Here is a 25,303-nt window from a genome sequence, read left to right as displayed (position 1 = left end):
ACTTCATACAATTTCCTACACAGTATCAGGATCTACTCCCAACTCTCGCAACCTCGCCGCCAATCTTTCAGCGCGTTGATGTTCACGATCAGCCCGTTGACGTTCCGTTGTAGGTGACTGTCGAAGTTCCTGCAACCGCCTTTGTTCTTCTTTAATTAACCTTTCCACCAATGGCGGACACAGTATTTCATCGACTGATAATCTCAAATTAGGAAATACTACAGATACCATTTCCTCACCAGGCAAGTAATCTACCTGTGAATAAACCTCATCACCTTCGGGAAATGCCGCAACTCGCACCCGCTGTCTATTTTCTGTCGGGTCAACTATGCAATATTCCGGCACGTTAGCTAGTTCGTACTCTCCTCGTTTAAGTACATAATCTGCGCGTCGATCTTTGCCAACTACTTCTATTAATAATAAAGGCGTTTCATCAAAGTCAAGGACGGCCCCTCCGGGTCGAGCAGCAACTTGTTCTAAAAGACTTTTAGTGCAAACAACTATATCAGGGATGCGGGATGAATTTTCTTCGGTTCTGACTCCCAAATTTCTTTTGACTACTAAATCAAGATTGTTTTTAGCTAGGTGACGCTGCAATTTATAAACCAAATACTCACAAATATTTATGTGTAGAATTGTAGGCATTGCTATTGGTATTAATTGACCTCTGTGCAGCTCATGTTTTATCTCGTCATCGACTTTATAAAATCGGTATTCTTCAAAGGTTAATGTGGGCGAAGTATCGAGCTGTTTTTCTTCGATCGCTGGCACAATAGATTGAGACATATATTTCTCCCGATCTTGATAGTTTGCTATTCTACTCAATTTTAATTTTAACACTCAAGCTCTTAGGAATGAAAAAGTACGGCATAGCTTAGCAGCGCGTACTTCATCCAATATCCTACAGAGAATCAGGATCTACGCCCAACTCCCGCAACCTCGCCACCAATTTTTCGGCACGTTGACGTTCATCATCAGCCCGTTGACTCTCATCATTAGCCCGTTGACGTTCATCATCAGCCCGTTGACGTTCATCATTAGCCCGTTGGCGCTCATTGTCAGCCCGTTGACGTTCCGTTGCAGCTTCCTGTCCAAGTTCCAGTAACCGTGCTTGTTCTGCGTTAATTAACTCTTCTACCAAGGTTGGGTTTAGTATTTCATCCACTGATAAAATCAGATCGGGAAATACTACAGATACCATTTCCTCACCCGGTAAGTAATCTGTATATGTGTAACCATCTTCACCTTCGATTAATGCAAAAAGTCGGATTTTTTGCTTGCCATTTTTAGGGTCAACAATGCAATATTCCGGCACATTTGCTAATTCATACTCTCCCCGTTTGATTACGTAATCTGCCCGCCGATTTTCGCTGACGACTTCTACCACTAACAGTGGCTTTTCATCAAAATCTAGGATACCTGCACCGGCTCTAGCAGCAGCTTGTTCTAAAAGACTTTTAGTGCAGACGACTACATCGGGGATGCGCGATTTATCTTCATCTGTTCTTACTCCCAGACCAGTTTTTACTACTAAGTCGAGATTGTGAGCGGCTAGGTAACGCTGCAATTTGTAAACTAAATATTCGCAAATTTTGATGTGTAAAACTGTTGCTGTTGGCATCGGGATTAATTTGCCTTTGTACAGTTCATATTGTACATCTGAATCACTTTGATAAAATCGGTATTCTTCAAAAGTTAAGGTAGGCAAAGTATCTGTTTGCTTTTCTTCGACTGCTGGCACAACAGATTGAGACATATATTTTTACCGCTCTCGATAGTTTGCTATTAAGTAGGTGGGTACAAATAAACATTAGATGGAGAGGGCGGGTTTTGCTTTTATCCGATCGCTTATATCCTAGATTCTTAGCTAAACCCGCCCCTACGATATACTATTGTTTTTTTGGCAATGACCTACTTATACTCAAGTCTAATCTTAACACTCAAGGTTTAATTCACCATTTGGGCGATCGCCTCAACAAGGCCGTAGCTGCCTCAGAGTCGAGAGGTCTAGAGAAAAAGTACCCCTGACCGTACTCGCAGCCGATCGCCCGCATTTGAGCCAATTGCACGGCGGTTTCGACACCTTCCGCCACTACCTCCATCCCCAAACTGCGGGCCAGCATGACGATCGCCCGCACGATTTCCAAATTTTCGCCCGCTGCCCCAACGCGGCTGACAAAAGAGCGATCGACCTTCAAAATATTAATCGGGAATTTGTGCAAATAACTCAGAGACGAATAACCAGTACCAAAATCATCAATACACAGCCCGATTCCCAACTCTCTCAACTGCGAAAGCATCGCCGCCGCCGCTTCCCCATCTTCCATCACCACAGTCTCAGTAATCTCCAACTTCAAACAGCGAGCATCAACACCTGTTTCCTGCAAAACTTGCTTAATTTGCTCGATCGACTCCGGCTCCGAAAACTGCCTCCCCGAAAGATTTACCGCTACTGTCAGCCGCGAATTTCCCACAGGTAAATTCAAACTCTGCCACTTAATAATTTGGCGGCAGCTTTCGTTCAAAACCCACAAACCCAAAGGCATAATTAACCCAGTTTCCTCAGCCATCGCAATAAATTCCATCGGAGAAACCAAACCGCGTTCCGGGTGCAGCCAGCGCACCAGCGCCTCAAATCCGATAACCGAGCCGCTTTTCAAACAAACAATCGGCTGATAATAAACAGTAAAAGGACATTCCAATCTAGGAGGAGTAAATTGTGATTTCGGACGCTCCAACTTCCCTTCAATTTCGCTAGTCTGGGAGTTTTCCCCCACCGGGCTACCTGCGAAATCCACCATCGAATCTTTCCAATTCAGTTCATCAACCGACTCTCGCAAATCGTGTTCCAAGTGCATCAAAGCCACAGCCCGAGTGTGCATGGCACTTGTAAACACTTCGTAGCGAGCTTTACCGAGAGCTTTTGCCCGGTACATGGCAATATCAGCATCGCGCAAAATATCTCCAGGCCACTGATATTTGTCGGTACTCAAAGCAATGCCGATGCTAGCAGTAATTAAAACTTTATTACCTTCCAAAAAAAGCGGTCGTTCGATCGCCTTCAGAATTTGCTTGGCTTGGGCGATGGCTTCATCAACACCTTGAATTTCCTCCAGCAAAATCACAAACTCATCTCCCCCGAGACGAGCCGCCGTATCTCCAGGCCGCAAACAAGTCAACAGACGGCGGGCCACAGCCACCAACAGCCGATCGCCCGTGCGGTGTCCCTGACTGTCATTAATCACCTTAAACCTGTCCAAATCCAGAAACAGCACCGCAAACTGATAGCTCGGATGCCGTTTGACGCGGGCAAAAGCTTGCCCCAACCTGTCAGTCAACAAAGCGCGGTTCGGCAACTCCGTCAGCGCGTCGTGCAAAGCATCGTGCAACAATTGGTCTTCAGCCACCTTGCGCTCAGTCACATCGTGACAGTTGACGACAATTCCCCGCACCGAAGGTTCGTCGAGCAAATTCGTCGCCACCGCTTCCAACACGCACCAGAAACCGTCCTTGTGCCGCACTCGGTATTCCGCCAATCCCAGACCAACTCTCGGCATTTCGATGACACCTTTGAACACCTGATCCACCATCGGCAATTCATCGGGGTGAATCAAGTCAAATACAGAGCGGCCGAGCACTTCCGCCGTCGGGTAGCCCAAAATCCGCTCTTGGGAAGGAGAGACATAGCGGCAAAAGCCTTTCTCGTCGAGAATTATAATAATGTCTCTGGCATTTTCAATCAGCGATCGAAAACGCTTTTCGCTTTGTCGCAGCTCTTGTTCCGTGCGCTTGCGATCGGTAATGTCGGTATTCATGTAAATTAGACCGACAATTTGCCCGGTGCGGTCTTTAATAGCATCTGCCCGCAGCAGCACTTGCAAAATTTCGCCGCTTTTAGTGCGGTTAGTAACTTCACCAGACCAAGAATAACCCCGGGCGATCGTGTCGAGTACCTCCGCGGCGACGGCAGAGTCTGCAAAAACTGCCGGTATGCCTCCAGCTCGTTTAAATTCCTCTGCGGTGTCCCATTCAAATAGCTGAGAAAACGCTGGATTTTGATAGATGTGAGTGCCCGAAACATCGCTGATCCCGATCGCGTCGCTCGAACTTTCCACCGCCTTCCGAGTCAATACCAGAGCTTCTTCTGCCCGCTTGCGCTCAGTAATGTCAATCCCTACCAGACAAGCTGCGTTACCCCGATCGTACTTTTGAGCCACAATCAAATAGTGTCCCGCCGACTGGCCGCCGTCAGTTTTCACCTTAGCGCCGAGTTCTTTAACCGTTTCTGTAGACTCGCAGGCAAAAAACTCCACCACAAAAGAGTGAAAATCCGAGCTAGCGCCCAGAAAACCGATATCTTGACCGACAAAGGCCGACGGCGGCAAACCGTGCAATTTAGCCAAGTGGTGGTTGACACCCAAATAGCGCAAATCCGAGCTAATCCAAGATACTGTCCCCGGAACTGCTTCCAAAATCGTTTGCAGTTGGTCGTTAGCTTGCTGTAGTGCTTCCTGCACTTCTATGCGATCGGATAAGTCGGACTGAGTTCCGACGAAGTGAGTCAAATTACCGCTGTCGTCTCGCAGGAGAGATAGCGACAATTTGTTCCAAAAAGCAGTACCGTCTTTGCGGTAATTTTTGATTGTCACCTGCAATGCTCGACCTTCGCGCAAGGCTTCGCGGATCTTAGCTACCGTAGTTCGATCCGTATCGGGGCCTTGCAAAAATCGGCAGTTGCGCCCCAATATTTCACCGGCTGCGTAACCTGTAATCCGTTCAAAGGCCGGATTGCAATAAATTATGGGACAGTCGGGTGCCTTGGCGTCAGCAATGACAATACCGCTGCTAGTAGCTGCCAAAACTTGATCGCGCAGCCACAGTGCTGACGCAGGATCGCGATCGGCTACGTCCCCCACTCCACCTAAATTAGAAATTGACTGGTTATCTCGATTTCCCATCAGCCAAACTTTCAAGCAAACCTTTACAATTTCCGAGTTGCTTCTTACTTTAACGTTTTTCAGGACTGGCGCAACGTAAATTGTATCTTGTGATTTAAGTAAGCGGGATTTCAATTTAGTTGTTAATTGTATTTTCTGCGCTTGGTCTTGGGCATTTACAAAAAGCAGATCTTCACTGCCGCAGTGAAAAACCCTCAATTCCTCTCCCCCCTCGGACTCTCTCTCCCTCTCCCCGAATCCCCGCGCTCCGTCAATCAGGATGCGCAGCAGCTTATTTACCAGGAGTCGCAGATTGACCGGTAGGAGGCGTAATATTAATCAGGGGTAGAGCCCCGTTGCCCCCCATGACTGTCGGAAACTGGCCGTTCCATTTTTCAATTGCTTGCTGCTGCAAAATTTCTGAAGTTAAAGTTTGCCGCTGCAAGCGTTGAGCTTCTGCTTGTCCCTTAGCGCGGTTAATTTGGGCTTGAGCATCTTGGGTTGCTTTTTTAACTGTAAATTCTGCTTGTTTGGCTTCTTGTTCTGCTATCTGTTTGGCTTCGATGGCTTTGCTAAATTCTGGAGAAAACCCAAAATTGATCAATGAAACATCTCTGATGATGATGCCGTAAGGCGCTAAGCGTTTTTTGAGAGAGTTGTCAATTTCTGTTTTAAGTTCTGTGCGTTTAGTGATAATTTCTTCTGCTGTTTTTTCAGAAGTTGCTGCTTTGAGCACTTCGGAAATTGCCGGACTAAGAATGCTATTGACAATTTGTTCTTCGTCTCCTACTTGCTGGAAAACTTGGTTAGCTTTGGCGGGGTCAATGTTCCAGTTAATTGCCAAGTCTGTACTAACTTTTTGCAAGTCTTTGGATGCTGCATCTGCTTTGAGGTCTGTTTTTTGGACTCGGACGCTCAGGGTTTTGACGGAAGTGACGATCGGCAAAATCGGGTGGATGCCTTCATCTAAAATCTCGTTCTGAACTTTGCCGAAGCGCATCATCACGCCGCGTTCCCCGGCGCCGACGATGGCAAAAGGTTTTAAAATTAAGGCGGCGATGATCAAGACGATGCCACCGACGGTGTAGAGAGCTAGGTTGTACCGAACACTTTGCATGGTTTTCATATGTTAATTCAGCGTTGAGTTGTGTTACGGGATGTTAGTTTTCGATGCGGTCTTATCTAAGATTATAACTTCATGTTAATGGTGCAACAATTCATAAATTCATTGATTATTTTCATAAAAGTCATATATTTTTGAGGGTTCCAGAGCCTCTCAAATGCAAAAAGTATAAGATTCCCGTTAGATCAATTATCTGGTATGAACAATGGCACTTGTACCAGGCTGAGATGATTGATGAATAAATGTTTCAATATCTCGACAAATGGGACGAATTTAGATAAAGAAGTGAATAGATAGCTCGATCGCTCTCCGACAAGCTATAGGATGGCGCTCGGAGAGAGAAAGCTTTCTAGAGAGCGAAAAAATCAGAATTGAACAGCTAATTTTTGGGTAAATTTTAATGGTAAATTGGAGGTGCGTGGCGGTGAAACCTTTGCGGGTTGGTGCAAGCACAAGCGAAAGATAGAATTTCAGTCTACGACGTACAGACCTTATATGTAGAATTGGCCTGCGCCGGCCTTACTCAACCCTCCAGAGTATAAAAAAAGACTCCTTGCGCCAGTGGTGAATTTATAGCGACAAACGATAAAAATCCGAGTTTATAAATGCCACAAAATAAGTTAAGATTAGATGAGAACGGTTGAATAAAAATATCTAATGTTGCAGCGACAACCTTGGCCGCAGACAATTGAAGAGGCGATCGCCATTCAAGAACAGCTCCGGTCATCGGTAATTACCGAAAATCAACGGTCGCCAGTTCGGTATGTCGCAGGCGTAGATGTCGGCTACGACAGTGCAGACAGCGTATCGCTAGCCGCTGTCACAGTTCTGAGCTTTCCCGACTTGCAGTTGCAGCAACAAGCAGCAGTTCGCAGTCCGACAGCTTTCCCTTACGTTCCGGGTTTCTTGTCTTTTCGAGAAGTGCCGGCAGTCCTCGACGCTTTAGAAAATATCAGTTTGAGGCCAGACTTGATATTGTGCGACGGTCAAGGACTCGCTCACCCCCGCAGGTTCGGTCTTGCCTGCCATTTGGGAGTTTTGACAGGAATTGCGACGATCGGAGTTGCCAAAACTAGATTTATTGGAGAACATTCAGAAGTAGGGTTCGACCGGGGTAGTTGGCAGCCCTTGCTGCACGAGGGATCAACCGTAGGCGCAGCGCTAAGGACGCAAACAGGAGTAAAACCGATTTATGTATCGATCGGTCATAAGATAGACTTGATCAGTGCGATCGAGTACGTCCTGCGCTGCGCCCCGAGATATCGCTTGCCAGAAACAACTCGATCGGCAGATCACCTAACATCTCCGATAACAGGCAACCCCGGAAGGCATCAAAAAAATGAAAAGTAAAAAGACAAAAAAAGCATCCCTCTTTGGACTTTTAATTTTTGAGGTGTCACCCCTGAGTAGAAAAATTCTATGAGTCTATGGCCAATGAGCTTTCGCTTCCATCCTTCCAGCGAACTAAAGAATGACTATACCTGAGAAAGAGGTATAAAAGTTGGGGGGTTTATAGAATGATTGAAAGACAGTAAACTGCTTAAACATTGGCTGCTCTAACAGAGAGTGTCCGGGCGTGAACTATTTTTAGTTCACATTTGTAAATTATGAAATAATCATCCTGCGACTAAAACCAAAAGTTTAGATTCGTCAAGTGACGTTTCATAATTTACCGTCTGAAATCTCACCACTGACTGGGAGTACCCACTACAGTGGGAGGCGAAGGCGCGATCGAGCTAAAAAATCAGAAAACAAACAAGGAGACAGTCATGGCTGAGAAAAGCAAACGCGGATTCGCTTCTATGGACGCCGAAAAACAGCGCGCAATTGCCAGCAAAGGCGGAAAAGCTGCACACGAGAAAGGAACTGCACACGAATTCACCCCTGAAGAAGCCAGAGAAGCTGGTCAAAAAGGTGGCGAAGCCGTCAGCAGAAATCGGGAACACATGGCTCAAATTGGTCGCGAAGGCGGCCGCAAAAGTCGCAAGAGCGAAGCTTAAGTCTCTTAACGCTTTGGCTGGAACGAAAGATGGCACGATAGTTGCAGCTTGAGATTCAGCACGGTAAACAAGCTCGCGTTTGAGGAGGTGGTGCGATCGAATTTCTGCTGTTGCAGCTAGTTCGATCGCCCTTTCCGACAAAAAACGCAACGCAGTGCGTACGCCTCGCTTCGCAACGCCAGAACACCCCGCAGGGATTAGTTTTGAGCAATCGCTGGCAAATCTTTAACTTTCGCTGCACTGGGGTTGAGAATTTTGCGGCAAACAAAAGCTGCAATACGTGCGAGTCAGTGTCTCAAAAAAAGCCAACCCGAGCGACAAAAGCCCCGAATTCGGGGCTTTTTTGTTGAGCTGCACTTTTCTATTTTCTCAGAGGCATACAGGTGGCGATCGCACTTTTGACCTCAGAAACCCGGTTTCTTTTGAGATTACTCGTTACCAAACCCAAAACTCCTAGAAACCGGGTTTCTTAGCCCCAGCGAGTCAGCCCTGAAACTGTCCTAACTCCTGATATAAATAAGTAAGATTTTTATATATTTCAGGAAACCACAGACTCATGACAAACCAGCTCACTTTGACATGGACAGAAGCTGGGGTGCATCAAACTCGGACGATTCAAGACGGACAGCCAAGCAAAAATCCGGGAAGCGTGAGACTCGGGCGCGATCGGGCGAAGTGCGATCTAGTATTTTCGCATTCGAGCGTCTCGGGCTTGCACATCGAAATATTTTTTAATCAGGAATTGCAGGAATATGCCGTGCGGAATTTGCGCGACAGCAATCCGCCGCTGGTAGACGGAAAAATTCTGGCATCGGGCGAAGCAAAATTGACTTCGGGAAGCCGCATCCATTTAGGCCAAGTGGAAATCGAGGTGGTGGAGGTGACGGAGATGCAGGTAGCTGCGCCACTGACAGTTTTGCTGTCTGCGCCTCCGGTTCAAATTTCTTCCCCGGCGACGGGGCCTTGCACCTACGGTTTGCAGTGTCCGAAGTGCACCCGAATTTCGCCTTACGCGCAATTGAGTGCAGGGTGTCCGTGGTGCGGTACTTCTTTGGCGGCGGCGGTGAGTGTGGTACTCTCTCCTTGAAAATTTTAAAAAGAGATAATCGGACGATCGCCCGATCGACAATCAAACATCGCTAATGCTAGGATTGTGCCATTTCCCGCAACTAATTTTCGCCCGCACACTCCGAAACACACCAACACCCAAAAACCGATTTTTTAACTCTGATTGAGGTTTTGAACGAAGTAAAGGGATTAAGAAACCAGATTTTGCCGTTCCCGATTGCATTCAATCCAAAATCTCAAATCCAATCTCTCAAATTCAAAAATCTTTTTTCGCAGCCCGCTCAAACTCTACGGCTAATGTTTAAAAAATAATAATGAATCCTCAACCCTTGCGCCTGCGACTGACTTGGAAAGATACAGCTACGGGGGATTGTCGCTCCCCAATACTCGACTTGCCGATCGCTTTGGGACGTATTTTTGAAGCTATGCCCGGCACAATCAACGGGGAACGAGTTTCTCGAATTGCCCTCAGCAGCAGTCAAATTTCTCGCTTTCACGGAGTGATTGCCACCGAAGGCAACAGTATCGTAGTCATTGACACGGGCAGCCGCAACGGTACTTATGTCAACGGCGCTCGCCAAACCCGCTGCATCTTGGCAAACGGCGATATGCTGCAAATTGGGCCCTACGCGATCGGCATTTCATTTGCGATTAATTCCACAGAACCCCAGTCTGTCAATTCTCACATTTTCTTTAACCCCCAGACCAATGGGCCAGACCCCGCGTTGGGGCCGCAAATTGTCTCGCCGCTTCCTCAAACAAATAGTAAGGGAGAATTTCCGCCGATCGCATTTTTGCAAGCTTCTCAAGTGACAATGCGATCGCTCCAATCTATGGGGCTCCCGGTGGAAGAAATTGATTGGGCTGCTGTTGGCGGCGGTTTGGGCAGCTTTATGTGGGTGGATTTGCTGAGAATTTGCGGCGTGAAGGTCGATCGAATTGCCGTTTTGGGCATGGAAGAGCAGCCCTACGCCCGCTACCGGCGTTTGTGCCTGAATTCTCAAATTCCGCTGCGGGAACGCCTGCGATCGAATTCTGACTCGTGTCCAGACAACATTTGGGGCTGGCCTCCCTATGCTGTGCGGGAAGCTTGGCAGGAATTGCTGAAAGGGCGGTTGGGAGTGTCGCTGAAGTTGATGTGGCAGGTATTTGCCGAACCGACTTTTGCCGAAACTTATACGCCGCGCGCCGGGAATGTGTTTGATTCTATTGACAGGGAAACTGTGCGTATCGGGTGGAATCAGATGTTTCGCTACGGGAGAGTGCGGGCAATTCGCAAGACAGATGACGGCCGGTACGCGATCGCTTATTCTCGATCGAATGCCGAGCACCGCGACCACGCTTTTTTAATCGCCAAATACGTACACTTAGCCACCGGCTATCCCGCCATTCAATTTTTGCCGGACTTGCAAGAGTATCGCGAAAAAACTCAGGATTTTGAATCGGTTGTCAACGCTTACGAAAGCCACGACGGTGTTTACGAAAAGTTGGAAGCGAGGGGCGGCAGCGTATTGATTAGAGGGCGGGGGATTGTGGCTTCGCGGGTGGTGCAGCGGATTTATGAAGCGCGACAACGGAATGCCAATATTCAAGTATTGCATTTGATGCGATCGCCCAAACCCCAAGGTAACAAATTCGATCGGGCTGTGCGACAAGTCGAAAATCACTATGAATTTCAACCTTTCAACTGGCCCAAAGCCTGCTGGGGCGGGGAACTCCGCCTACTTTTGGAACAAGCCAAACCGGAATTTCGCCCGCAGTTGCTAACCGACTGGGGCGGCACGACTACAGCCAATCGCAGCGACTGGCAGCACATTGTCAAACAAGGTTTAAGTCAAGGATGGTATCAAATTACCTTCGGCGAAGTCGAGCGAGTCGAGCGCGACAGTCAAAACCGCACGGTGACGTACATTCAGGAGAAGGAACTCAAGGGGCAAATTAAGCTAGAAGCTGATTTTATCATTGACGCTACGGGTTTGGACGCTAAGGTAAAAACCAGTCCCCTGCTAGACGATTTGGTGGCTCAATACAATCTTCCCCTCAACAATTTGGGGCGTTTGAGCGTGAACAACGATTTTGAAGTACCCGAATTGCGTAACACTTCTGCTAGCAACGCAGAAGGGCGGGTTTACACAGCGGGCGCGATTACTTTGGGCGGGCCTTACGCCCCAGTAGACAGCTTTTTGGGCTTGCAATACGCGGCCCTGCGTTCCGTTGAAAGTCTGGCAGCTAACCGAGCTCCGGGTGTTGGGAAATTGAGCGTTTGGCGATCGTTCGTGCAGTGGTTAAAGTGGATTTTAAATAAATCTCCCGGTTGATTAGTTATTGGTTATTAGTTATTGGTTATTGGTTATTAGTTATTAGTTATTTGTTATCAATGCCAATGCCCAATGCCCTGTTTGGCCAATGCCCAATTCTTAATTTATTATGACTCCCACCTTATTCGGCCGCTGGCAAACTCGGTTACTGCTATTTGCAACCGTGGGCGTTTTAGTAACGCTGCCATTTTTTCTGGGTTTAATTACATCCAAATCAGGCTCAATTTTTTTCTTAATTTTAGGCTATGTAGCAATTTTTGGCATCGGCTGGGATGCTTTATATATCTACATCCAGCAGTTTCGCTGGGATCGAGATTGGCCCGGCGCCTTTCAATTGCTCGCCGGGATTTGGGAAGCACTTTTTGTATTATTTTTAATTCAAATCATCGGTTTGCCCGGGATACCTGCACAAGATTTTGACTTGGGAGCTTTTGCCTTGCATTACAGTTTAGTGTGGCTGGCTATTTATCTGGCATCGCAAACACTGATGCGAATTTTATTTCCCTACTGGCGTTTCCGAGGCGGCCAATGGTTGTAAAAATATTGTGTGATTTTTGTGATGCCTGTAGGGGCGGGTTTTACAGACAATCTGTGCCTAAGACCAATAATCTCATAAACCCACCCCGGCCAATTACCAATTACCAATTACCAATTACCAATTACCAATTACCAATTACCAATTACCGATTCCCAATGCCCAATTCCCCATGCCCAATTCCCTGTATATTCTCGTTTTTTTCCGGTTCGGGATTCCTTGACCTCGGTTTTGAATTAAGCGGCTTTAATGTAGCCTATGTCAATGAAATTTTCCCACCTTTCATGCAAGCATACCGCTACTCTCGGCAGTGCCTGAATTTGCCGCTACCAGAATACGGATACTGCGAAGCAGAGGAAGCAGATGTCACTCAACTTGTAGGGGGAAAACCAGCTTTTCGCCTGCGGGAATTGATGCAGGATGCCCGCAAGCATCACGATATTGTGGGATTTATCGCGGGGCCGCCTTGTCCTGACTTTTCGATTGGCGGTAAAAACCGAGGTCAAGAAGGAGATAAAGGCAAACTTTCAGCTTCGTACATTGAATTGATTTGTCAGCAGCAGCCGGATTTCTTTTTGTTTGAAAATGTCAAAGGTTTGTGGAGAACCAAAAAACACAAAGCTTTTTATGACGAACTAAAGCTTAAGTTGGCTGATGCGGGATATTTTTTTTTAGAACGTTTAATAAATGCGATCGAATACGGTGTCCCGCAAGATAGAGACCGAATTATTTTGATTGGCTTTAGAAAAAATCTCATCAAAAGTCTGGGCATTTCCTTAGATGAAAAAAGCCAAATGTTACCCGAAAATTCATTTCCGTGGGACAGTCAGATATTATATCCCAAATCAGAAGTTTTTGCTTATCCTTGGCCTCAGAGAAATCTCTTTGGAGGCGATGATTTCTTACCTTGTCCCGATGGCATTCCCCAAAATTTAACGGTTGAGTTTTGGTTCCAAAAAAATGATGTTCTCAACCATCCCAATGCCGCAGATTATTTTCAACCGAGAGCAGGTATTAAAAGGTTTGCTGAGGTCGAGGAGGGAGACGATTCAAAAAAATCTTTCAAGCGCCTGCACCGCTGGCGCTATTCGCCGACAGCTTGTTACGGCAATAACGAAGTTCACTTGCACCCTTACAAAGTTCGCAGGCTTTCTGTTGCTGAAACACTTGCAGTTCAGTCACTGCCAAAAGAGTTTGCGTTGCCGCCCCAGATGACGCTGACTAATATGTTTAAAACTGTGGGGAATGGAGTTCCTTATTTGGCTTCCCAGGCTATTGCTCAAACAATTTATCTATTTTTACACACAAAATAAATAAATAAGCGCAAAAGTATCTCAGAAACCCGGTTTCTTGCTAGATTTGTCGTGACCAATCGCAAAATTCGTAGAAACCGGGTTTCTAGCCCCCGTAACAGTTAATCGTCGCGCTTCACACACGCTAGAGATTAGTGAACTCGGTTTTTTAAATGAACTAAGAAAAAGAAAAGTTCACAAATGGTTTAGACTTGTTATATAATAGTTGGTTAAGGTTAAAAACCTAGATTTTTTATTTGCCTGCAATTCGCCATGACCGTTAAACCCCGCCGCTATCACATTACCACGTTCGGATGCCAGATGAATAAAGCCGATTCGGAACGGATGGCCGGCATTCTGGAAAATATGGGCTTTGAGTTCTCAGAAGACCCGAACGAAGCTAGCTTGATTCTCTACAATACTTGCACGATTCGCGACAATGCTGAACAAAGAGTTTATTCTAACCTGGGAAGGCAAGCTCATCGCAAGCGCAAAGAACCTGGTTTGACTTTAGTTGTGGCTGGATGCGTGGCGCAGCAGGAAGGTGAAGCGCTGTTGCGTAGAGTGCCGGAATTAGATTTAGTAATGGGCCCGCAACACGCTAACCGACTTGAAGATTTGCTGGAACAAGTTTTTCAGGGTAATCAAGTTGTGGCGACTGAAGCTGTTGAGATTATGGAGGATATTACTAAGCCGCGCCGCGACAGCAAGGTGACTGCTTGGGTGAATGTAATTTACGGTTGCAATGAACGCTGCACTTATTGTGTTGTGCCGAATGTTCGCGGGGTTGAACAGTCGCGAATGCCGGAGGCTATTCGGGCTGAAATGGAGGAGTTGGGCCGTCAAGGTTACAAGGAAGTGACTTTGTTGGGGCAGAATATTGATGCTTACGGTCGCGATTTGCCGGGGACAAAACCGGACGGCAGCAACCAGCATACTTTGACGGATTTGCTTTATTTTGTGCAGGATGTGCCTGGTGTCGATCGCCTGCGTTTTGCTACTAGCCACCCGCGCTATTTTAATGAAAGATTGATTCGGGCTTGTGCGGAGTTGCCGCAGGTTTGCGAACATTTTCATGTGCCTTTTCAGTCGGGAGATAATGATATTTTGAAGGCGATGTCTCGGGGTTATACTCAGGAGAAATATCTGCGAATTGTTGATATGATTCGCCGTTATATGCCGGATGCTTCGATTACGGCTGATGCGATTGTGGGTTTTCCGGGGGAGACGGAAGCGCAGTTTGAGAAGACTGTGAAGTTGATCGAAGATGTTGGTTTTGATTTGGTGAATACTGCGGCTTATTCGCCTCGCCCGGGTACGCCGGCTGCTTTGTGGGAAAATCAGTTGAGCGAGGAGGTGAAAGCCGATCGCCTGCAACGCATAAATCATGTGGTGAGTACAACGGCGATGGAGCGATCGCAGCGCTATTTGGGACGCACTGAGGAGGTTTTGGTCGAAGTTCAGAATCTCAAAGATTCAAGTCAGGTGATGGGGCGCACTCGCGGCAATCGCCTCACTTTTTTTAAGGGCGATATTGCACAATTGGCGGGAAAAATTGTGCGTGTTAAAATTACAGATATTCGCGCTTTTAGTTTGACTGGAGAAATGCTTTCAGTTGACAGTTGACAGTTGACAGTTGACAGCACTTGACAGGCGAAGGAAGAGAATTGGAGTAATGAATAGTCTGATTTTAATTTCTCCCTACAAGGGTTCCGGCTTTAAACCAATTCTTTCTGGTAAGGGTTTTGACAGAACTTAGGCAAAACCTCTATTATGTTGTAGGGTGCAACCACAAGCACCTTACGATTCCGTGTAACTGATGGGAGGCGATCTGAGGTTGGTGGCGGGCGGTCAAATTCGATGAAATTTTTATTAACAAAAGAGAGTTTAAATCCATGACACAAAGTTCTGACTTCGACACACAACAGTCAATTCCCCAAACAGATGAGCAAGCTGATTTGCCGCAGCCAAACCAACGCGGAGAGTATTCCAGAACCTCCCACCGATATTGGGAAGTGGTAGATTCAGACCCGAACGGTCTTAACTGTCGCATGGGCCCGCATTCGATTGAGGAAATAGAAGACCCCGGAAGCAAGGTACATTTAAATATTGGCAGTTGGCCTGTAGTTGGTACTTTGAAAGGGGGCCAGAATTTTGAAATCTATCTCGGGCCTAGCGGTTTGGGGGTTTTGTACGATGTGCAACATAAACCTTGGTTTTTTGTAGAAAAAAGTCAGGGTACTGGCGGGCCGAGTAATTGTTTTGTTCGGGCTCGCAGCAGTTTGGTGAAACCAATACAGCCCAATTAGCCCTGCTTTGATGAGCAAGTTTTGTCGGTTTTTGAGCCTGTTTAATTATCCTGAATTCTTGATTGGTGTCTAATACTTCCTGTTGTAGCTGCGCTAACTGCGTGTATATTTGTCAAAAAGTACCGGGAGTATGGAAAAATGACGAAGATGCGGATTGGGTTACTCTTCGGCGGGCGATCGGGCGAACATGAAGTCTCGATTAGTTCGGCGCGGGCGATCGCCCGCGCCCTGGCTGCTGACGAAAATGCCTCTAAATACGAAGTTCTGCCGTTTTACATCCAAAAAGACGGCCGCTGGCTGTCGGGAACATTACCGCAGCAAGTTTTAGCCGCCGGCAAACCCCTGGAAATAGAGTCACAACCAGGAGAAGCTTGGCAGTTTCCTAATTTTAATGCAGTTGATGTTTGGTTTCCGGTTTTGCACGGGCCTAACGGCGAAGACGGTACGGTGCAAGGGTTGCTGAAATTATTGCAAGTTCCGTTTGTCGGTTCTGGGGTTTTGGGTTCGGCGGTGGGAATGGATAAAATTGCGATGAAAATGGCTTTTGCTCAAGCAGGTTTGCCGCAGGTAAAATACATCGCTGTCAACCGTTCGGAAATTTGGTCGAATCCTTGTGTTTTCCCGAAACTGTGCGAGAAAATTGAGGAAAATTTGGGCTATCCTTGCTTTATCAAACCAGCGAATTTGGGTTCGTCTGTGGGCATTTCTAAAGCTCGATCGCGCGCTGAATTGGAAGCAGCTCTCGACAGCGCCGCCAGCTACGACAGGCGGATTATTGTGGAAGCGGGTGTGGTTGCTAGAGAGTTAGAATGTGCGGTTTTGGGCAACGACAACCCTCAAGCTTCAACGGTGGGAGAAATTAGTTTTCAAAGCGATTTCTACGACTACGAAACTAAATATACTCAGGGACAATCCGAGTGTTCTATTCCGGCAAAGGTCAGCAGCGCGATCGCCTCGCAAATCCAAGAAATGGCAGTGCAAGCATTTTTAGCTATTGATGCAGCAGGTTTGGCGCGGGTAGACTTTTTCTACGTTGAGTCCACCGGAGAAGTTTTGATTAACGAAATCAACACTTTCCCCGGCTTTACAGCTACCAGTATGTATCCTCAAATGTGGGCGCATGATGGTATTTCTTTCCCAGAATTAGCAGACCGTTTAATTCAATTAGCTGTCGAACGGCACGGGGAAAAAGCTTGAATCACCAGCCGCTAACTGTTTTCGTACCAAGCGCAAAAAATAAGTTATTCCCCAGGTAATATATCCATACCAGCGGAAACGATCTAACATGGTTGTGGCAGGTACTGCCTGCCAGCAGCCCTATTTCTGCTGTTGGTCGAGAAACTGGGAATTTTTAGCAGCCTGGTATAACTAAATGCAACATAAAATCTTTAACGGAGAACGGCGAATAGCAGCTTAACAGTTGACAGTTGACAGTTGACAGTTGACAGTTGACAGTGAAGTTTTTAGGCAGGGGATTTAAGCCCCAGCCTAAAAACAATCCACCTAAAGGTGGGGGCTTAAATCCCCTGTGCTTTGGTCAATCTCACATCTTGCATCTCACATTTTAACTCGGTTAACTTAGATGAAACGTTTCACTCAACTGCCGCAGTGGTGGACTTACGGACTGTTATTTCCTCTGGCGGTACTCAACTGCTGGTTAGCGCTGTTAGTGTTTGAATTTTTTCGCGCCTTGATTACCGTTTTGGTAGTCGCTACAGTGTTCTCTTTTTTGCTGGATTATCCAGTGCGTTTTCTACGCAGATACGGCTTGAAGCGCGATCGGGCTGTGTTGGCGGTATTGTTAGCAACTTTACTGATCTTGGTGGTTTTAGGTGTGACTCTGGCTCCGATTCTGCTGAACCAAATTACTGAACTCGCCACCCGACTCCCAACTTGGATAGTTTCTGGTACAGAACAGATTGAAGCGTTCCACAAGTGGGCGGAAAATCGCCGTCTCCCTATTGATGTTAGCGGTTTGACTACTCAATTGAGCGATCGACTTTCAACTCAATTGCAGTCTCTCACCGGGGAAATCCTCAAATTTGGCTTGGGTGCGGCAGACAGTCTGGTGAATTTTTTGCTGACGATTGTCATAACATTTTACTTGCTATTGCACGGCGATCGCCTGTGGGAAGGATTGTTTAAGTGGTTTCCCTCCAAACTCAGCCTGCAATTGCGGCAGTTGCTGGCGCGAAGCTTCCACAACTACTTCGTGGGCCAAGCAACTTTGGCGGGTTTGATGGGATTGTCGATAACTGTGGCTTTTTTAATTTTGCGGGTTCCCTTCGGATTGCTATTCGGTTTGGGTGTGGGTGTAATGACAATGATTCCCTTCGGAGCACCTTTCAGTATTTGCGTTGTCAGTTTGCTGATCGCATTAAACAACTTTTGGCTCGGCGTCACAGTTTTAGCTGTCGCTACAGTCATCGAGCAAGTAATTGAAAGCGGGGTTGCTCCTCGGTTATTAGGCGGTTTTATCGGCCTCAATCCCGTGTGGATTTTAGTGTCGCTGCTAATTGGGGTTAAGGTGGCGGGAGTACCAGGTTTGATCGTGGCTGTGCCGATGGCTGGTTTTATTAAGAATACTGTTGATACTTTGGAAACTTCGAGGAACAAGTCGATGGAAATCGAGGCGGTTAATTCTATTGAACCTGTAGAGCAATAATAATTGCAAACTCCGTTCAAATCTAAGATTTGAACGGAGTTTTTGTTGTGTACTTTGACTTAGCTCTAGTAGATACTTTAGCTCTGGGCTTTATAGGTTTTTTAGTTGCTACTTTAGCTCTAGGCTTTACAGTTCCTTTAACTACAGTCTTAGTTGCTGTTTTGCTGGTAGCGGCTTGTGCTGCTGGCATTCCAGCAGTGCCGACAATATCGGATAACAGCGCACCGAGGGCGAGGGCGGTTGGTTGCTACAATAGACTTGCCAAACTTAAAATTTATAGTAGATGGCTCTGGTTGAGGTTTGAGAACAGGCGAGACTAATAGTAGCAGATATTTTAAATCATCTCATGTTGATTAGATATTTGCTGGGTACGGCAGTTTTTAGGGCGGCAAAATTCCTGCCAACACGATCCCTCGCTACAGTTTGGGGCTGTTGCTGATGAGGCTAAAAATAAGTCTGAATCAGGGGTTATGGACGGAGGATGTCAAGGATTTGAAGATTTTAGGGGAAATGCGGAATATCCGGGGAGGCTGCCGTAGTTTGTATTATCGCAGCCTGCGGCAGTTCGGCTGTACTGCGGTTCGATCGCACTTTCGCGAGCCCAAATCCACAATTTGCCTGCCACCGTCCGGTTTCTACCCCACCCTGTAGGGTAAATCCCACCCCAGCCGCCAGCAGATCTCAGAAATGCTTGAATTAAAATTAAAGAACCTGGAGTTCTAATGGAATTAGATGTAGGTGCTAAAAATGCAAAAAAATAAATATAACTCTCATCCCTTATCCCACCAAATCAATACTATGTCAACCAAAAATATGTCTAATCAAACTCAGCGTTCTAGCAGTTTTTCTTTGCCGAAAAAACTGGCTTTTTTATCCCTCGTTTTGCTCAGCTCCACGGCAACTGTCGGGTGCAACGCCTTAACTTCTGCCCGAGTTCCTGGAAGTTCTAACGCTCTCCAATCTGAACCTGCAACGGCTGCGCCAATCTCAGCATTGCCTGCAAATATACTGCCGAATCAAGACGCTAATTTTGTGACTAAAGTAGTGCAGCAAGTCGGGCCGGCAGTGGTGCGAATCAATTCTTCTCGCACGGTTAAAACCCAACAGCCTGATGTGTTGAATGATCCGTTTTTCAACCGTTTCTTTGGGCCAGACTCTCCGATTAAACCGGGAAATCGGGTAGAACGGGGCTCTGGTGCGGGTTTTATTTTTGGTTCCGACGGCCGCATTTTAACTAACGCTCACGTTGTTGATGGCGCGGATACGGTGACGGTAAAACTGAAGGATGGCCGCGAATTTGTGGGCAAAGTTTTAGGCGTAGATACAGTTACTGATGTGGCTGTTGTGAAGATTGAAGCTACCAATTTGCCTGTGGTGAGTTTGGGTAAATCTGAAGATTTACAGCCGGGAGAATGGGCGATCGCGATCGGCAATCCCCTCGGTTTGGACAATACCGTGACTGTGGGCATTATTAGCGCCACAGGCCGTTCTAGCGCCGATGTGGGCGTTCCAGACAAGCGCGTCAGCTTTATTCAAACCGATGCTGCAATCAATCCCGGCAATTCCGGCGGCCCGTTGCTGAACCAGCGCGGTCAAGTTATTGGCATGAATACGGCGATTATTCAAGGCGCCCAAGGATTGGGTTTTGCGATTCCGATCGATCGAGCACAACAAATTGCCAACCAATTAGTCACCAGCGGCAAAGCCGAACATCCTTATCTCGGCGTTCGGATGTTGGCTATTACTCCAGAAGTCAAGGCAGAATTCAATAAAAATCCCAACGCCAAATTGAGGCTGACTGAAGATAAAGGCGTTTTAATTCTGGGAATTGCCAAAGATTCTCCGGCGGCACAAGCTGGAGTTCGCCTAGCTGATGTGATCAAGAAAATCAACGGTACAGAAGTCACCGATGCTGGCAGCGTACAGCAAATTGTCGAGAATAGCAAAGTGGGTAACGATTTGCAGCTTGAGTTGAGCCGCGAGGGAAAACCTGTTACTGTGGCGGTAAAAGCTGGTGCTTTTCCAGCGGCCGATAAGCAGCGGTAGAGTTGTTGATGTTGCGGGTTAAGTTAAGCCAGGGACTTGAGTCCCTGGCTTAACTTTTGAGCTTGTTGGTGGGGTGGAGGCGGGTTTATTTAACTTGTTTGTATTGTTTGGGCGATCGGCGGTTAGCTAATGCCTAAAGTGAGGCAGCTTTAACAATCTAAGAAACCGGGTTTTTTCCGATATCTTCGCCTCTCATCAAATATCTTCGCAAAAACCCGGTTTCTCGCCACCACGCACCATCTCAGAAACCGGGTTTTTTCCGATATCTTCGCCTCGCATCGAATATCTTCGCAAAAACCCGGTTTCTCGCTACGACGTACAATCTCAGAAACCGGGTTTTTTCCGATATCTTCGCCTCGCATCGAATATCTTCGCAAAAACCCGGTTTCTCGCTACCCACGCACAACCATGATAAAATAAAAGCCGGTGTTATTCAGAACTCCCCACAATGGAAGAAAACCGCGCCCAATCTTACCTCGAACTAATTCACACCCTGCTGAATTGCCCCAACGGTGAAGAATCGCAGATATTACAAGATAACTCAGAATTGTTGGATCGCGGATTTCTGGAATCTTGCGAGTTAGTAGCATAAAACTTGGCACAGCAAGGAGGCGAAAATGCCGCTAACTTCCTGCGAAATATGGCCAGTCAGCTAGGGCAATTCATTGATATGAACGATGACGGAGATAGCAATAACTCTCAAGGTGAAAATCCCCAAGAGTATGCCAACTTTATCCTAGAATTATTGGAAGCAGAAGCAGATAGCGATATTAAAGTAATTTACACTATGCTGGCTGAACGGGAACATCTCCTCAATGCCCGTTTTGCCCAAACTTTACATCAAGTATCCCAGAGGTTAATTGATGGCAAAAATGCTGAAACAATTAGCTCAATGGTATATCTCATTGAAAATTTGAGTATTCATATTAAAAACTTTCCCTGTGGGAAGATGGCGAATAATATTGAAATTGCCATTTCTGGTTTTCAAATAGTTTTAAATAATCGGGAACCGGGGAGCAAAAATTTTGTGGTAACTCAAAGTAACCTAGCTAATCTTTACAGTAACAGAATCAATGGTTCGCGGGCGGAAAATCTGGAACAGGCAATCGGATTTTATGAAGCTGGTTTAACAGTCCATACTCTTGAGGATTTCCCTGAACAATGGGCAATGACTCAAAATAACCTAGGTGTGGCCTACTTATACAGAATCAACGGTTCGCGGGCAGAAAATCTGGAACGGGCAATCGGCTTTTGTAATGCTGCTTTAAAAGTCCATACTATTGAAGATTTACCTGAACAATGGGCAATGACTCAAAATAACTTAGCTCTCGCCTACTGGCAAAGAATCAATGGTTCGCGAGCGGAAAATCTGGAACTAGCAATCGGCTTTTATAACGCTGCTTTAACAGTTTACACTCTTAAGAATTTCTGTGAAAAATGGGCAGGAATTCAAAATAACCTAGCTATTGTCTACATTGACAGAATCAACGGTTCGCGGGCAGAAAATCTGGAATGGGCAATCGGCTTTTGTAACGCTGCTTTAACAGTTTATACTCTTAAGAATTTCCGTAAAAATTCGGCGGCGGCTCAAGAGAACCTAGCTAATGCCTACAGTGACAGAATCAACGGTTCGCGGGCGGAAAATCTGGAACGAGCGATCGGTTTTTATCAGGCAGCTTTAAAAGTCTATACTCTTGAAGATTTCCCGTTGCACAATGCAAATACCTTAAATAACCTGGGCTGGACTTATCTGGCCAAACTAGACTACATCAACCGAGAAAAACCAGAAGACACAAACCAAAAAGCAGCAACTCTCCAAAGTGCCTACGATACCTTTAAAAAGGCCATAACCGGAGCCTCCAAATTACGAGAGTTAGAATCGGGAGATGAAACCAAGCAAAAACACGATTTGGAGTGGGATAGGCTCTACAAAGGCATGGTGCAAGTATGTCTCGATCGCAACAGCAACCAAGAAGCACTAGAATATGCCGAAGCCAACAAAGCCCGCAACCTTGCCGAATTAATCGCCCAAAAACAGGAAATTCCCAAAACCCTAACACCCATCACCTTCAGCGAAATCACCCAACTCCTCACCCCCAACACCGCCCTGATTGAGTGGTACATCACCGACGCAGAAATCATCACCTTTGTCGTCACTTACCCCGACGTGCTGACAGTGCATCGGAATAGTCAATGCGATGAATTAACCGACTTAGTTGATGAATATCGGGCCGCCTACAAAACAAGCAAAACCGACTGGCAAAAACAACTTGCTACCGGGCTCCAGCGCCTCGCCGACATCCTCCAAATCACCACAATACTGCCGCCATCAACTACCCGCTTAATTCTAATTCCCCACTGGTTGCTGCACCTGTTCCCCCTCCACGCCCTACCCCTAACTGACGGCGAATTCTTATTAGATAAATACCTCGAAGGCATTCAATACGCCCCCAGTTGCCAACTCCTGCAACAGATTACCATCCACCCAAATTTTGACCAACTCCTCGCCCTGCAAAACCCCACCTCGGATCTGCGCTACACCGATTTAGAAGTCGCCAGCATCGCCCCCAAATTCGCGCTCAGTCAAATTCTCCCCGGCGATGAAGCGAGTAAAACAAATCTCCTAGAAAAGTATCTAGATCAGTTAGAAAACGCCCACTGCGCGCACTTTTCCTGTCACGGCTCCTTCAATCCCGACGATCCGCTAAAATCGTTTTTAATCTTGTCTGGCGGCATCATCCCCGGAGATCCCCCCCAGCCCCCCTTGGTAAGGGGGGAGCAAGAGGAAGAAGTTATCAAAGTCCCCGTTGTTGAACCCGGAGATCCCCCCCAGCCCCCCTTAAGAAGGGGGGAGCAAGAAGTTGTCAAAGTCCCCCTTCTTAAGGGGGATTTAGGGGGATCGAATTTAGGGGAGCAAGAAGAAGAAGTTATCAAAGTCCCCCTTCTTAAGGGGGATTTAGGGGGATCGGATTTAGATGAATCGGATCGTTACGTGGAATGGCGCGCCGGAAAAACAGCCGACATTGACAAATGCCTAACATTAGCCGACATCTTGTTACTGCAATTCAAACATTGCCGCCTAGTCGTGCTTTCCGCCTGCGAAACCGCCCTCATCGACACCAACAATCGCTCCGATTATATTGGATTACCGACAGGATTTCTCCACGCCGGTGCAATGGGAACCCTAGCCAGTCTTTGGGCTGTCAACGACCTCTCTACCGCCTTGATGATGGTAAAATTCTATGAATTGCTAAAACCAGGAGTTAGCATCGGTAAAGCCCTCCACGATACCCAGCGCTGGTTTAAGTCTGCCGCGACTTCAGATTTGCTATCATGGGTGCAGGAATCGGATAGTTTCGATGGCGATCATAAAGACTTTATTGAAGAAGTGCTAGGTAAGTACAATGATGATGAAAAACCCTACAGCGATGTTTATCATTGGGGAGCGTTTTGTGCCATAGGTTTATAATGTGAATGTGTAAATATTGTAGGGGCGGGTTCACCAACCATCTCTGATAAAAACCAGAGATTTCATAAACCCGCCCCGGCCTATGATATAACGCACAATCTATCTGTACAATAGAATTGCGATCTAAATTTTTCGGTGGGGTGGGGGCGGGTTTTTACAATCCATCGATGGGTGTCAAATATTTCGGCGAACCCGCCCCTACAGCACTTGGCATTATGATACAATCGTGAATAAACAGGGTAGAATTCAAAGAAAGATTTAATTTGATCAATGAAAACCGATAGCATATTTTACAACATCTTCCAAGAATTTCCCTTTGTATTCTTTGCCCTTCTCGGCATACCAGCCGAGAGTGCCAACCAATACCAATTTACATCCCAAGAAGTCAAACAATTAGCCTTTCGCCTAGACGGTTTATTTCTACCAATTATCCCCGATCCTCAACTACCATTCTACGTTGTCGAAGTCCAATTTCAACCAGATCCAACCCTATACTATCGTCTCTTTGCCGAACTATTCATCTATCTCAAACAATACCAACCGCCGCACCCTTGGCAATTGGTAGTCATCTACCCAAATCGGCAAACCGAAAGAGAAAGCAACATCCACTTTCAGGAAATGCTGGCACTCCCACAAATCACCCGGATTTACATCGATGAACTAAGTGCATCAGAAACAGCATCTCTACCGATAAAAGTGCTAAAACTGGTAATCGAACCAGACAACACCGCCGAAAACTTTGCCATAGACTTAGCCAGACAAGCCGAAACCGAAATATCGGATACCACAGCCAGAAAAAACTTCATCAACTTACTAGAAACCATCATTGTTTACAAATTACCCCAAAAAACCAGAGAGGAAGTTGCCGCCATGTTTAGCCTAACTGACTTAAAGCAAACCCGATTTTATCAAGATGTTTTTGCAGAAGGACAAGCAGAAGAACAAGCTAAAGCTAAACAACGAGACAAAGCTCTTATTTTCAGACTATTTAGTCTGGGATTAGCCACAGAACAAATTGCTACAGTTTTTGGCTTACCTGTAGCTGAAGTCGCAGCGACTATCGCCGAAGCTCAAAAAGAACAATCTGAACAAGCCGAGCAAAATTAATCAACGTACACTAAAATTAGTAGGGTGCGTCAGTTGCGAAAATCCTGATTTTTCGTACTAACCTAAGACTGACGCACCTTACAAGTGAATTGTTGACAAATTACCGCAAAAATTCCGAGAGGAGATTGCCGCCCGCCATGTTTAACCTAAGCGACTTAAAACACACCAGATTTTATCAAGATGTTTTTGCCGAAGGAAAAGCAGAAGCAGAAGCAGAAGCAGAAGCCAAAGCACAAGCAGAAGCTAAACAGCGAAATAAAGTTGCTATTCTCAGAATATTTAGTATGGGATTAACTACAGAAGATATTGCTACAGTTTTTGACTTACCTCTAGCTGAAGTAGCAGCGACCATCGCCGAATCTCAAAAAGAACAAGCTGAACAAGGCGAGCAAAATTAATCAAACTACGGTTTGATTGAATCGGTTTCAAATTCA

The 25,303-nt window shown here is 46.4% G+C and carries 21 protein-coding genes; 16 read left to right on the top strand and 5 right to left on the bottom strand.

Annotated elements, in window-relative coordinates:
• Positions 1-15: 15 nt before the first annotated feature.
• The 4 genes from QUB68_RS19290 to QUB68_RS19275 all read right to left on the bottom strand — a co-directional run bounded on the left by QUB68_RS19290 (position 16) and on the right by QUB68_RS19275 (position 6,054).
• Positions 16-786, bottom strand: a complete 771-nt coding sequence (locus tag QUB68_RS19290) for a Uma2 family endonuclease (RefSeq protein ID WP_332995471.1) — start codon at positions 784-786, stop codon at positions 16-18.
• A 115-nt stretch (positions 787-901) separates the two neighbouring features.
• Positions 902-1,756: a Uma2 family endonuclease gene (locus QUB68_RS19285; protein WP_332995469.1), complete on the bottom strand. Its 855-nt coding sequence runs from the start codon at positions 1,754-1,756 to the stop codon at positions 902-904.
• Positions 1,757-1,952: 196 nt separating this feature from the next.
• A complete protein-coding gene (locus tag QUB68_RS19280; protein WP_332995582.1) occupies positions 1,953-4,958 on the bottom strand; it encodes an EAL domain-containing protein in 3,006 nt (1,001 codons plus the stop codon).
• Between the two features lie 271 nt (positions 4,959-5,229).
• Positions 5,230-6,054 (bottom strand): prohibitin family protein, encoded by an 825-nt coding sequence (locus QUB68_RS19275; RefSeq protein WP_332995467.1) that lies wholly within the window; start codon positions 6,052-6,054, stop codon positions 5,230-5,232.
• Between the two features lie 663 nt (positions 6,055-6,717).
• Here QUB68_RS19275 and nfi point away from each other — a divergent pair.
• The 11 genes from nfi to QUB68_RS19220 all read left to right on the top strand — a co-directional run bounded on the left by nfi (position 6,718) and on the right by QUB68_RS19220 (position 18,567).
• Complete coding sequence (nfi, locus tag QUB68_RS19270) at positions 6,718-7,410, top strand: deoxyribonuclease V (protein ID WP_332995466.1); 693 nt, start codon at positions 6,718-6,720, stop codon at positions 7,408-7,410.
• Positions 7,411-7,829: 419 nt separating this feature from the next.
• Positions 7,830-8,060, top strand: a complete 231-nt coding sequence (locus QUB68_RS19265) for a KGG domain-containing protein (protein WP_293130743.1) — start codon at positions 7,830-7,832, stop codon at positions 8,058-8,060.
• A gap of 556 nt (positions 8,061-8,616) precedes the next feature.
• The gene (locus tag QUB68_RS19260) at positions 8,617-9,147 is read left to right on the top strand and encodes an FHA domain-containing protein (protein WP_332995463.1); all 531 of its coding nucleotides are present in this window, start codon (positions 8,617-8,619) and stop codon (positions 9,145-9,147) included.
• Positions 9,148-9,442: 295 nt separating this feature from the next.
• Positions 9,443-11,446, top strand: coding sequence for an FHA domain-containing protein (locus tag QUB68_RS19255; RefSeq protein ID WP_332995461.1), 2,004 nt, complete (start codon positions 9,443-9,445; stop codon positions 11,444-11,446).
• Positions 11,447-11,555: 109 nt separating this feature from the next.
• Positions 11,556-11,984 carry a hypothetical protein gene (locus QUB68_RS19250; RefSeq protein WP_332995459.1) on the top strand — a complete coding sequence of 143 codons (429 nt, stop codon included), beginning with the start codon at positions 11,556-11,558 and terminating at the stop codon, positions 11,982-11,984.
• Between the two features lie 155 nt (positions 11,985-12,139).
• Entirely contained in the window at positions 12,140-13,294 is a 1,155-nt protein-coding gene (locus QUB68_RS19245; RefSeq protein WP_332995457.1) for a DNA cytosine methyltransferase, read from the top strand.
• Positions 13,295-13,546: 252 nt separating this feature from the next.
• Positions 13,547-14,899 (top strand): tRNA (N6-isopentenyl adenosine(37)-C2)-methylthiotransferase MiaB, encoded by a 1,353-nt coding sequence (miaB, locus tag QUB68_RS19240; protein ID WP_332995455.1) that lies wholly within the window; start codon positions 13,547-13,549, stop codon positions 14,897-14,899.
• Between the two features lie 269 nt (positions 14,900-15,168).
• On the top strand, positions 15,169-15,582 hold the full coding sequence (locus QUB68_RS19235) for a hypothetical protein (protein ID WP_332995453.1): 414 nt from the start codon (positions 15,169-15,171) through the stop codon (positions 15,580-15,582).
• A gap of 138 nt (positions 15,583-15,720) precedes the next feature.
• Complete coding sequence (locus QUB68_RS19230; protein ID WP_332995451.1) at positions 15,721-16,779, top strand: D-alanine--D-alanine ligase family protein; 1,059 nt, start codon at positions 15,721-15,723, stop codon at positions 16,777-16,779.
• Between the two features lie 385 nt (positions 16,780-17,164).
• Entirely contained in the window at positions 17,165-18,247 is a 1,083-nt protein-coding gene (locus tag QUB68_RS19225; protein WP_332995449.1) for an AI-2E family transporter, read from the top strand.
• Positions 18,248-18,294: 47 nt separating this feature from the next.
• Entirely contained in the window at positions 18,295-18,567 is a 273-nt protein-coding gene (locus QUB68_RS19220; RefSeq protein ID WP_332995447.1) for a hypothetical protein, read from the top strand.
• 164 nt (positions 18,568-18,731) lie between these two features.
• Here QUB68_RS19220 and QUB68_RS19215 read toward each other — a convergent pair whose 3' ends face one another.
• Positions 18,732-18,872 carry a hypothetical protein gene (locus QUB68_RS19215; RefSeq protein WP_332995445.1) on the bottom strand — a complete coding sequence of 47 codons (141 nt, stop codon included), beginning with the start codon at positions 18,870-18,872 and terminating at the stop codon, positions 18,732-18,734.
• 173 nt (positions 18,873-19,045) lie between these two features.
• Between QUB68_RS19215 and QUB68_RS19210 the strand changes: the two genes are divergently transcribed.
• The 5 genes from QUB68_RS19210 to QUB68_RS19190 all read left to right on the top strand — a co-directional run bounded on the left by QUB68_RS19210 (position 19,046) and on the right by QUB68_RS19190 (position 25,267).
• Positions 19,046-20,293, top strand: a complete 1,248-nt coding sequence (locus tag QUB68_RS19210) for an HhoA/HhoB/HtrA family serine endopeptidase (protein WP_332995443.1) — start codon at positions 19,046-19,048, stop codon at positions 20,291-20,293.
• A 448-nt stretch (positions 20,294-20,741) separates the two neighbouring features.
• A complete protein-coding gene (locus tag QUB68_RS19205) occupies positions 20,742-20,885 on the top strand; it encodes a hypothetical protein (RefSeq protein WP_332995441.1) in 144 nt (47 codons plus the stop codon).
• Positions 20,886-20,888: 3 nt separating this feature from the next.
• Positions 20,889-23,762, top strand: a complete 2,874-nt coding sequence (locus QUB68_RS19200) for a CHAT domain-containing protein (protein WP_332995439.1) — start codon at positions 20,889-20,891, stop codon at positions 23,760-23,762.
• Between the two features lie 270 nt (positions 23,763-24,032).
• Entirely contained in the window at positions 24,033-24,869 is an 837-nt protein-coding gene (locus QUB68_RS19195) for an Rpn family recombination-promoting nuclease/putative transposase (RefSeq protein WP_332995438.1), read from the top strand.
• Positions 24,870-25,006: 137 nt separating this feature from the next.
• Entirely contained in the window at positions 25,007-25,267 is a 261-nt protein-coding gene (locus QUB68_RS19190) for a hypothetical protein (RefSeq protein WP_332995436.1), read from the top strand.
• The last annotated feature ends 36 nt before the right edge of the window (positions 25,268-25,303 follow it).

The sequence above is a fragment of the Microcoleus sp. A006_D1 genome (assembly GCF_036702805.1).
Lineage (GTDB): Bacteria > Cyanobacteriota > Cyanobacteriia > Cyanobacteriales > Microcoleaceae > Microcoleus.
This window is presented reverse-complemented; position numbering and strand designations above follow the sequence as displayed.

What these genes read in the sequence shown, in the direction of transcription:
- QUB68_RS19235 (WP_332995453.1), top strand. Translation starts at nt 15,169, where the DNA reads ATGACACAAAGTTCTGACTTCGACACACAACAGTCAATTCCCCAAACA.
- miaB (WP_332995455.1), top strand. Translation starts at nt 13,547, where the DNA reads ATGACCGTTAAACCCCGCCGCTATCACATTACCACGTTCGGATGCCAG.
- QUB68_RS19190 (WP_332995436.1), top strand. Translation starts at nt 25,007, where the DNA reads ATGTTTAACCTAAGCGACTTAAAACACACCAGATTTTATCAAGATGTT.
- QUB68_RS19255 (WP_332995461.1), top strand. Translation starts at nt 9,443, where the DNA reads ATGAATCCTCAACCCTTGCGCCTGCGACTGACTTGGAAAGATACAGCT.
- QUB68_RS19285 (WP_332995469.1), bottom strand. Translation starts at nt 1,756, where the DNA reads ATGTCTCAATCTGTTGTGCCAGCAGTCGAAGAAAAGCAAACAGATACT.
- QUB68_RS19245 (WP_332995457.1), top strand. Translation starts at nt 12,140, where the DNA reads ATGCCCAATTCCCCATGCCCAATTCCCTGTATATTCTCGTTTTTTTCC.
- QUB68_RS19290 (WP_332995471.1), bottom strand. Translation starts at nt 786, where the DNA reads ATGTCTCAATCTATTGTGCCAGCGATCGAAGAAAAACAGCTCGATACT.
- nfi (WP_332995466.1), top strand. Translation starts at nt 6,718, where the DNA reads ATGTTGCAGCGACAACCTTGGCCGCAGACAATTGAAGAGGCGATCGCC.
- QUB68_RS19195 (WP_332995438.1), top strand. Translation starts at nt 24,033, where the DNA reads ATGAAAACCGATAGCATATTTTACAACATCTTCCAAGAATTTCCCTTT.
- QUB68_RS19225 (WP_332995449.1), top strand. Translation starts at nt 17,165, where the DNA reads ATGAAACGTTTCACTCAACTGCCGCAGTGGTGGACTTACGGACTGTTA.
- QUB68_RS19260 (WP_332995463.1), top strand. Translation starts at nt 8,617, where the DNA reads ATGACAAACCAGCTCACTTTGACATGGACAGAAGCTGGGGTGCATCAA.
- QUB68_RS19250 (WP_332995459.1), top strand. Translation starts at nt 11,556, where the DNA reads ATGACTCCCACCTTATTCGGCCGCTGGCAAACTCGGTTACTGCTATTT.
- QUB68_RS19265 (WP_293130743.1), top strand. Translation starts at nt 7,830, where the DNA reads ATGGCTGAGAAAAGCAAACGCGGATTCGCTTCTATGGACGCCGAAAAA.
- QUB68_RS19210 (WP_332995443.1), top strand. Translation starts at nt 19,046, where the DNA reads ATGTCAACCAAAAATATGTCTAATCAAACTCAGCGTTCTAGCAGTTTT.
- QUB68_RS19280 (WP_332995582.1), bottom strand. Translation starts at nt 4,958, where the DNA reads ATGGGAAATCGAGATAACCAGTCAATTTCTAATTTAGGTGGAGTGGGG.
- QUB68_RS19275 (WP_332995467.1), bottom strand. Translation starts at nt 6,054, where the DNA reads ATGCAAAGTGTTCGGTACAACCTAGCTCTCTACACCGTCGGTGGCATC.
- QUB68_RS19205 (WP_332995441.1), top strand. Translation starts at nt 20,742, where the DNA reads ATGGAAGAAAACCGCGCCCAATCTTACCTCGAACTAATTCACACCCTG.
- QUB68_RS19230 (WP_332995451.1), top strand. Translation starts at nt 15,721, where the DNA reads ATGACGAAGATGCGGATTGGGTTACTCTTCGGCGGGCGATCGGGCGAA.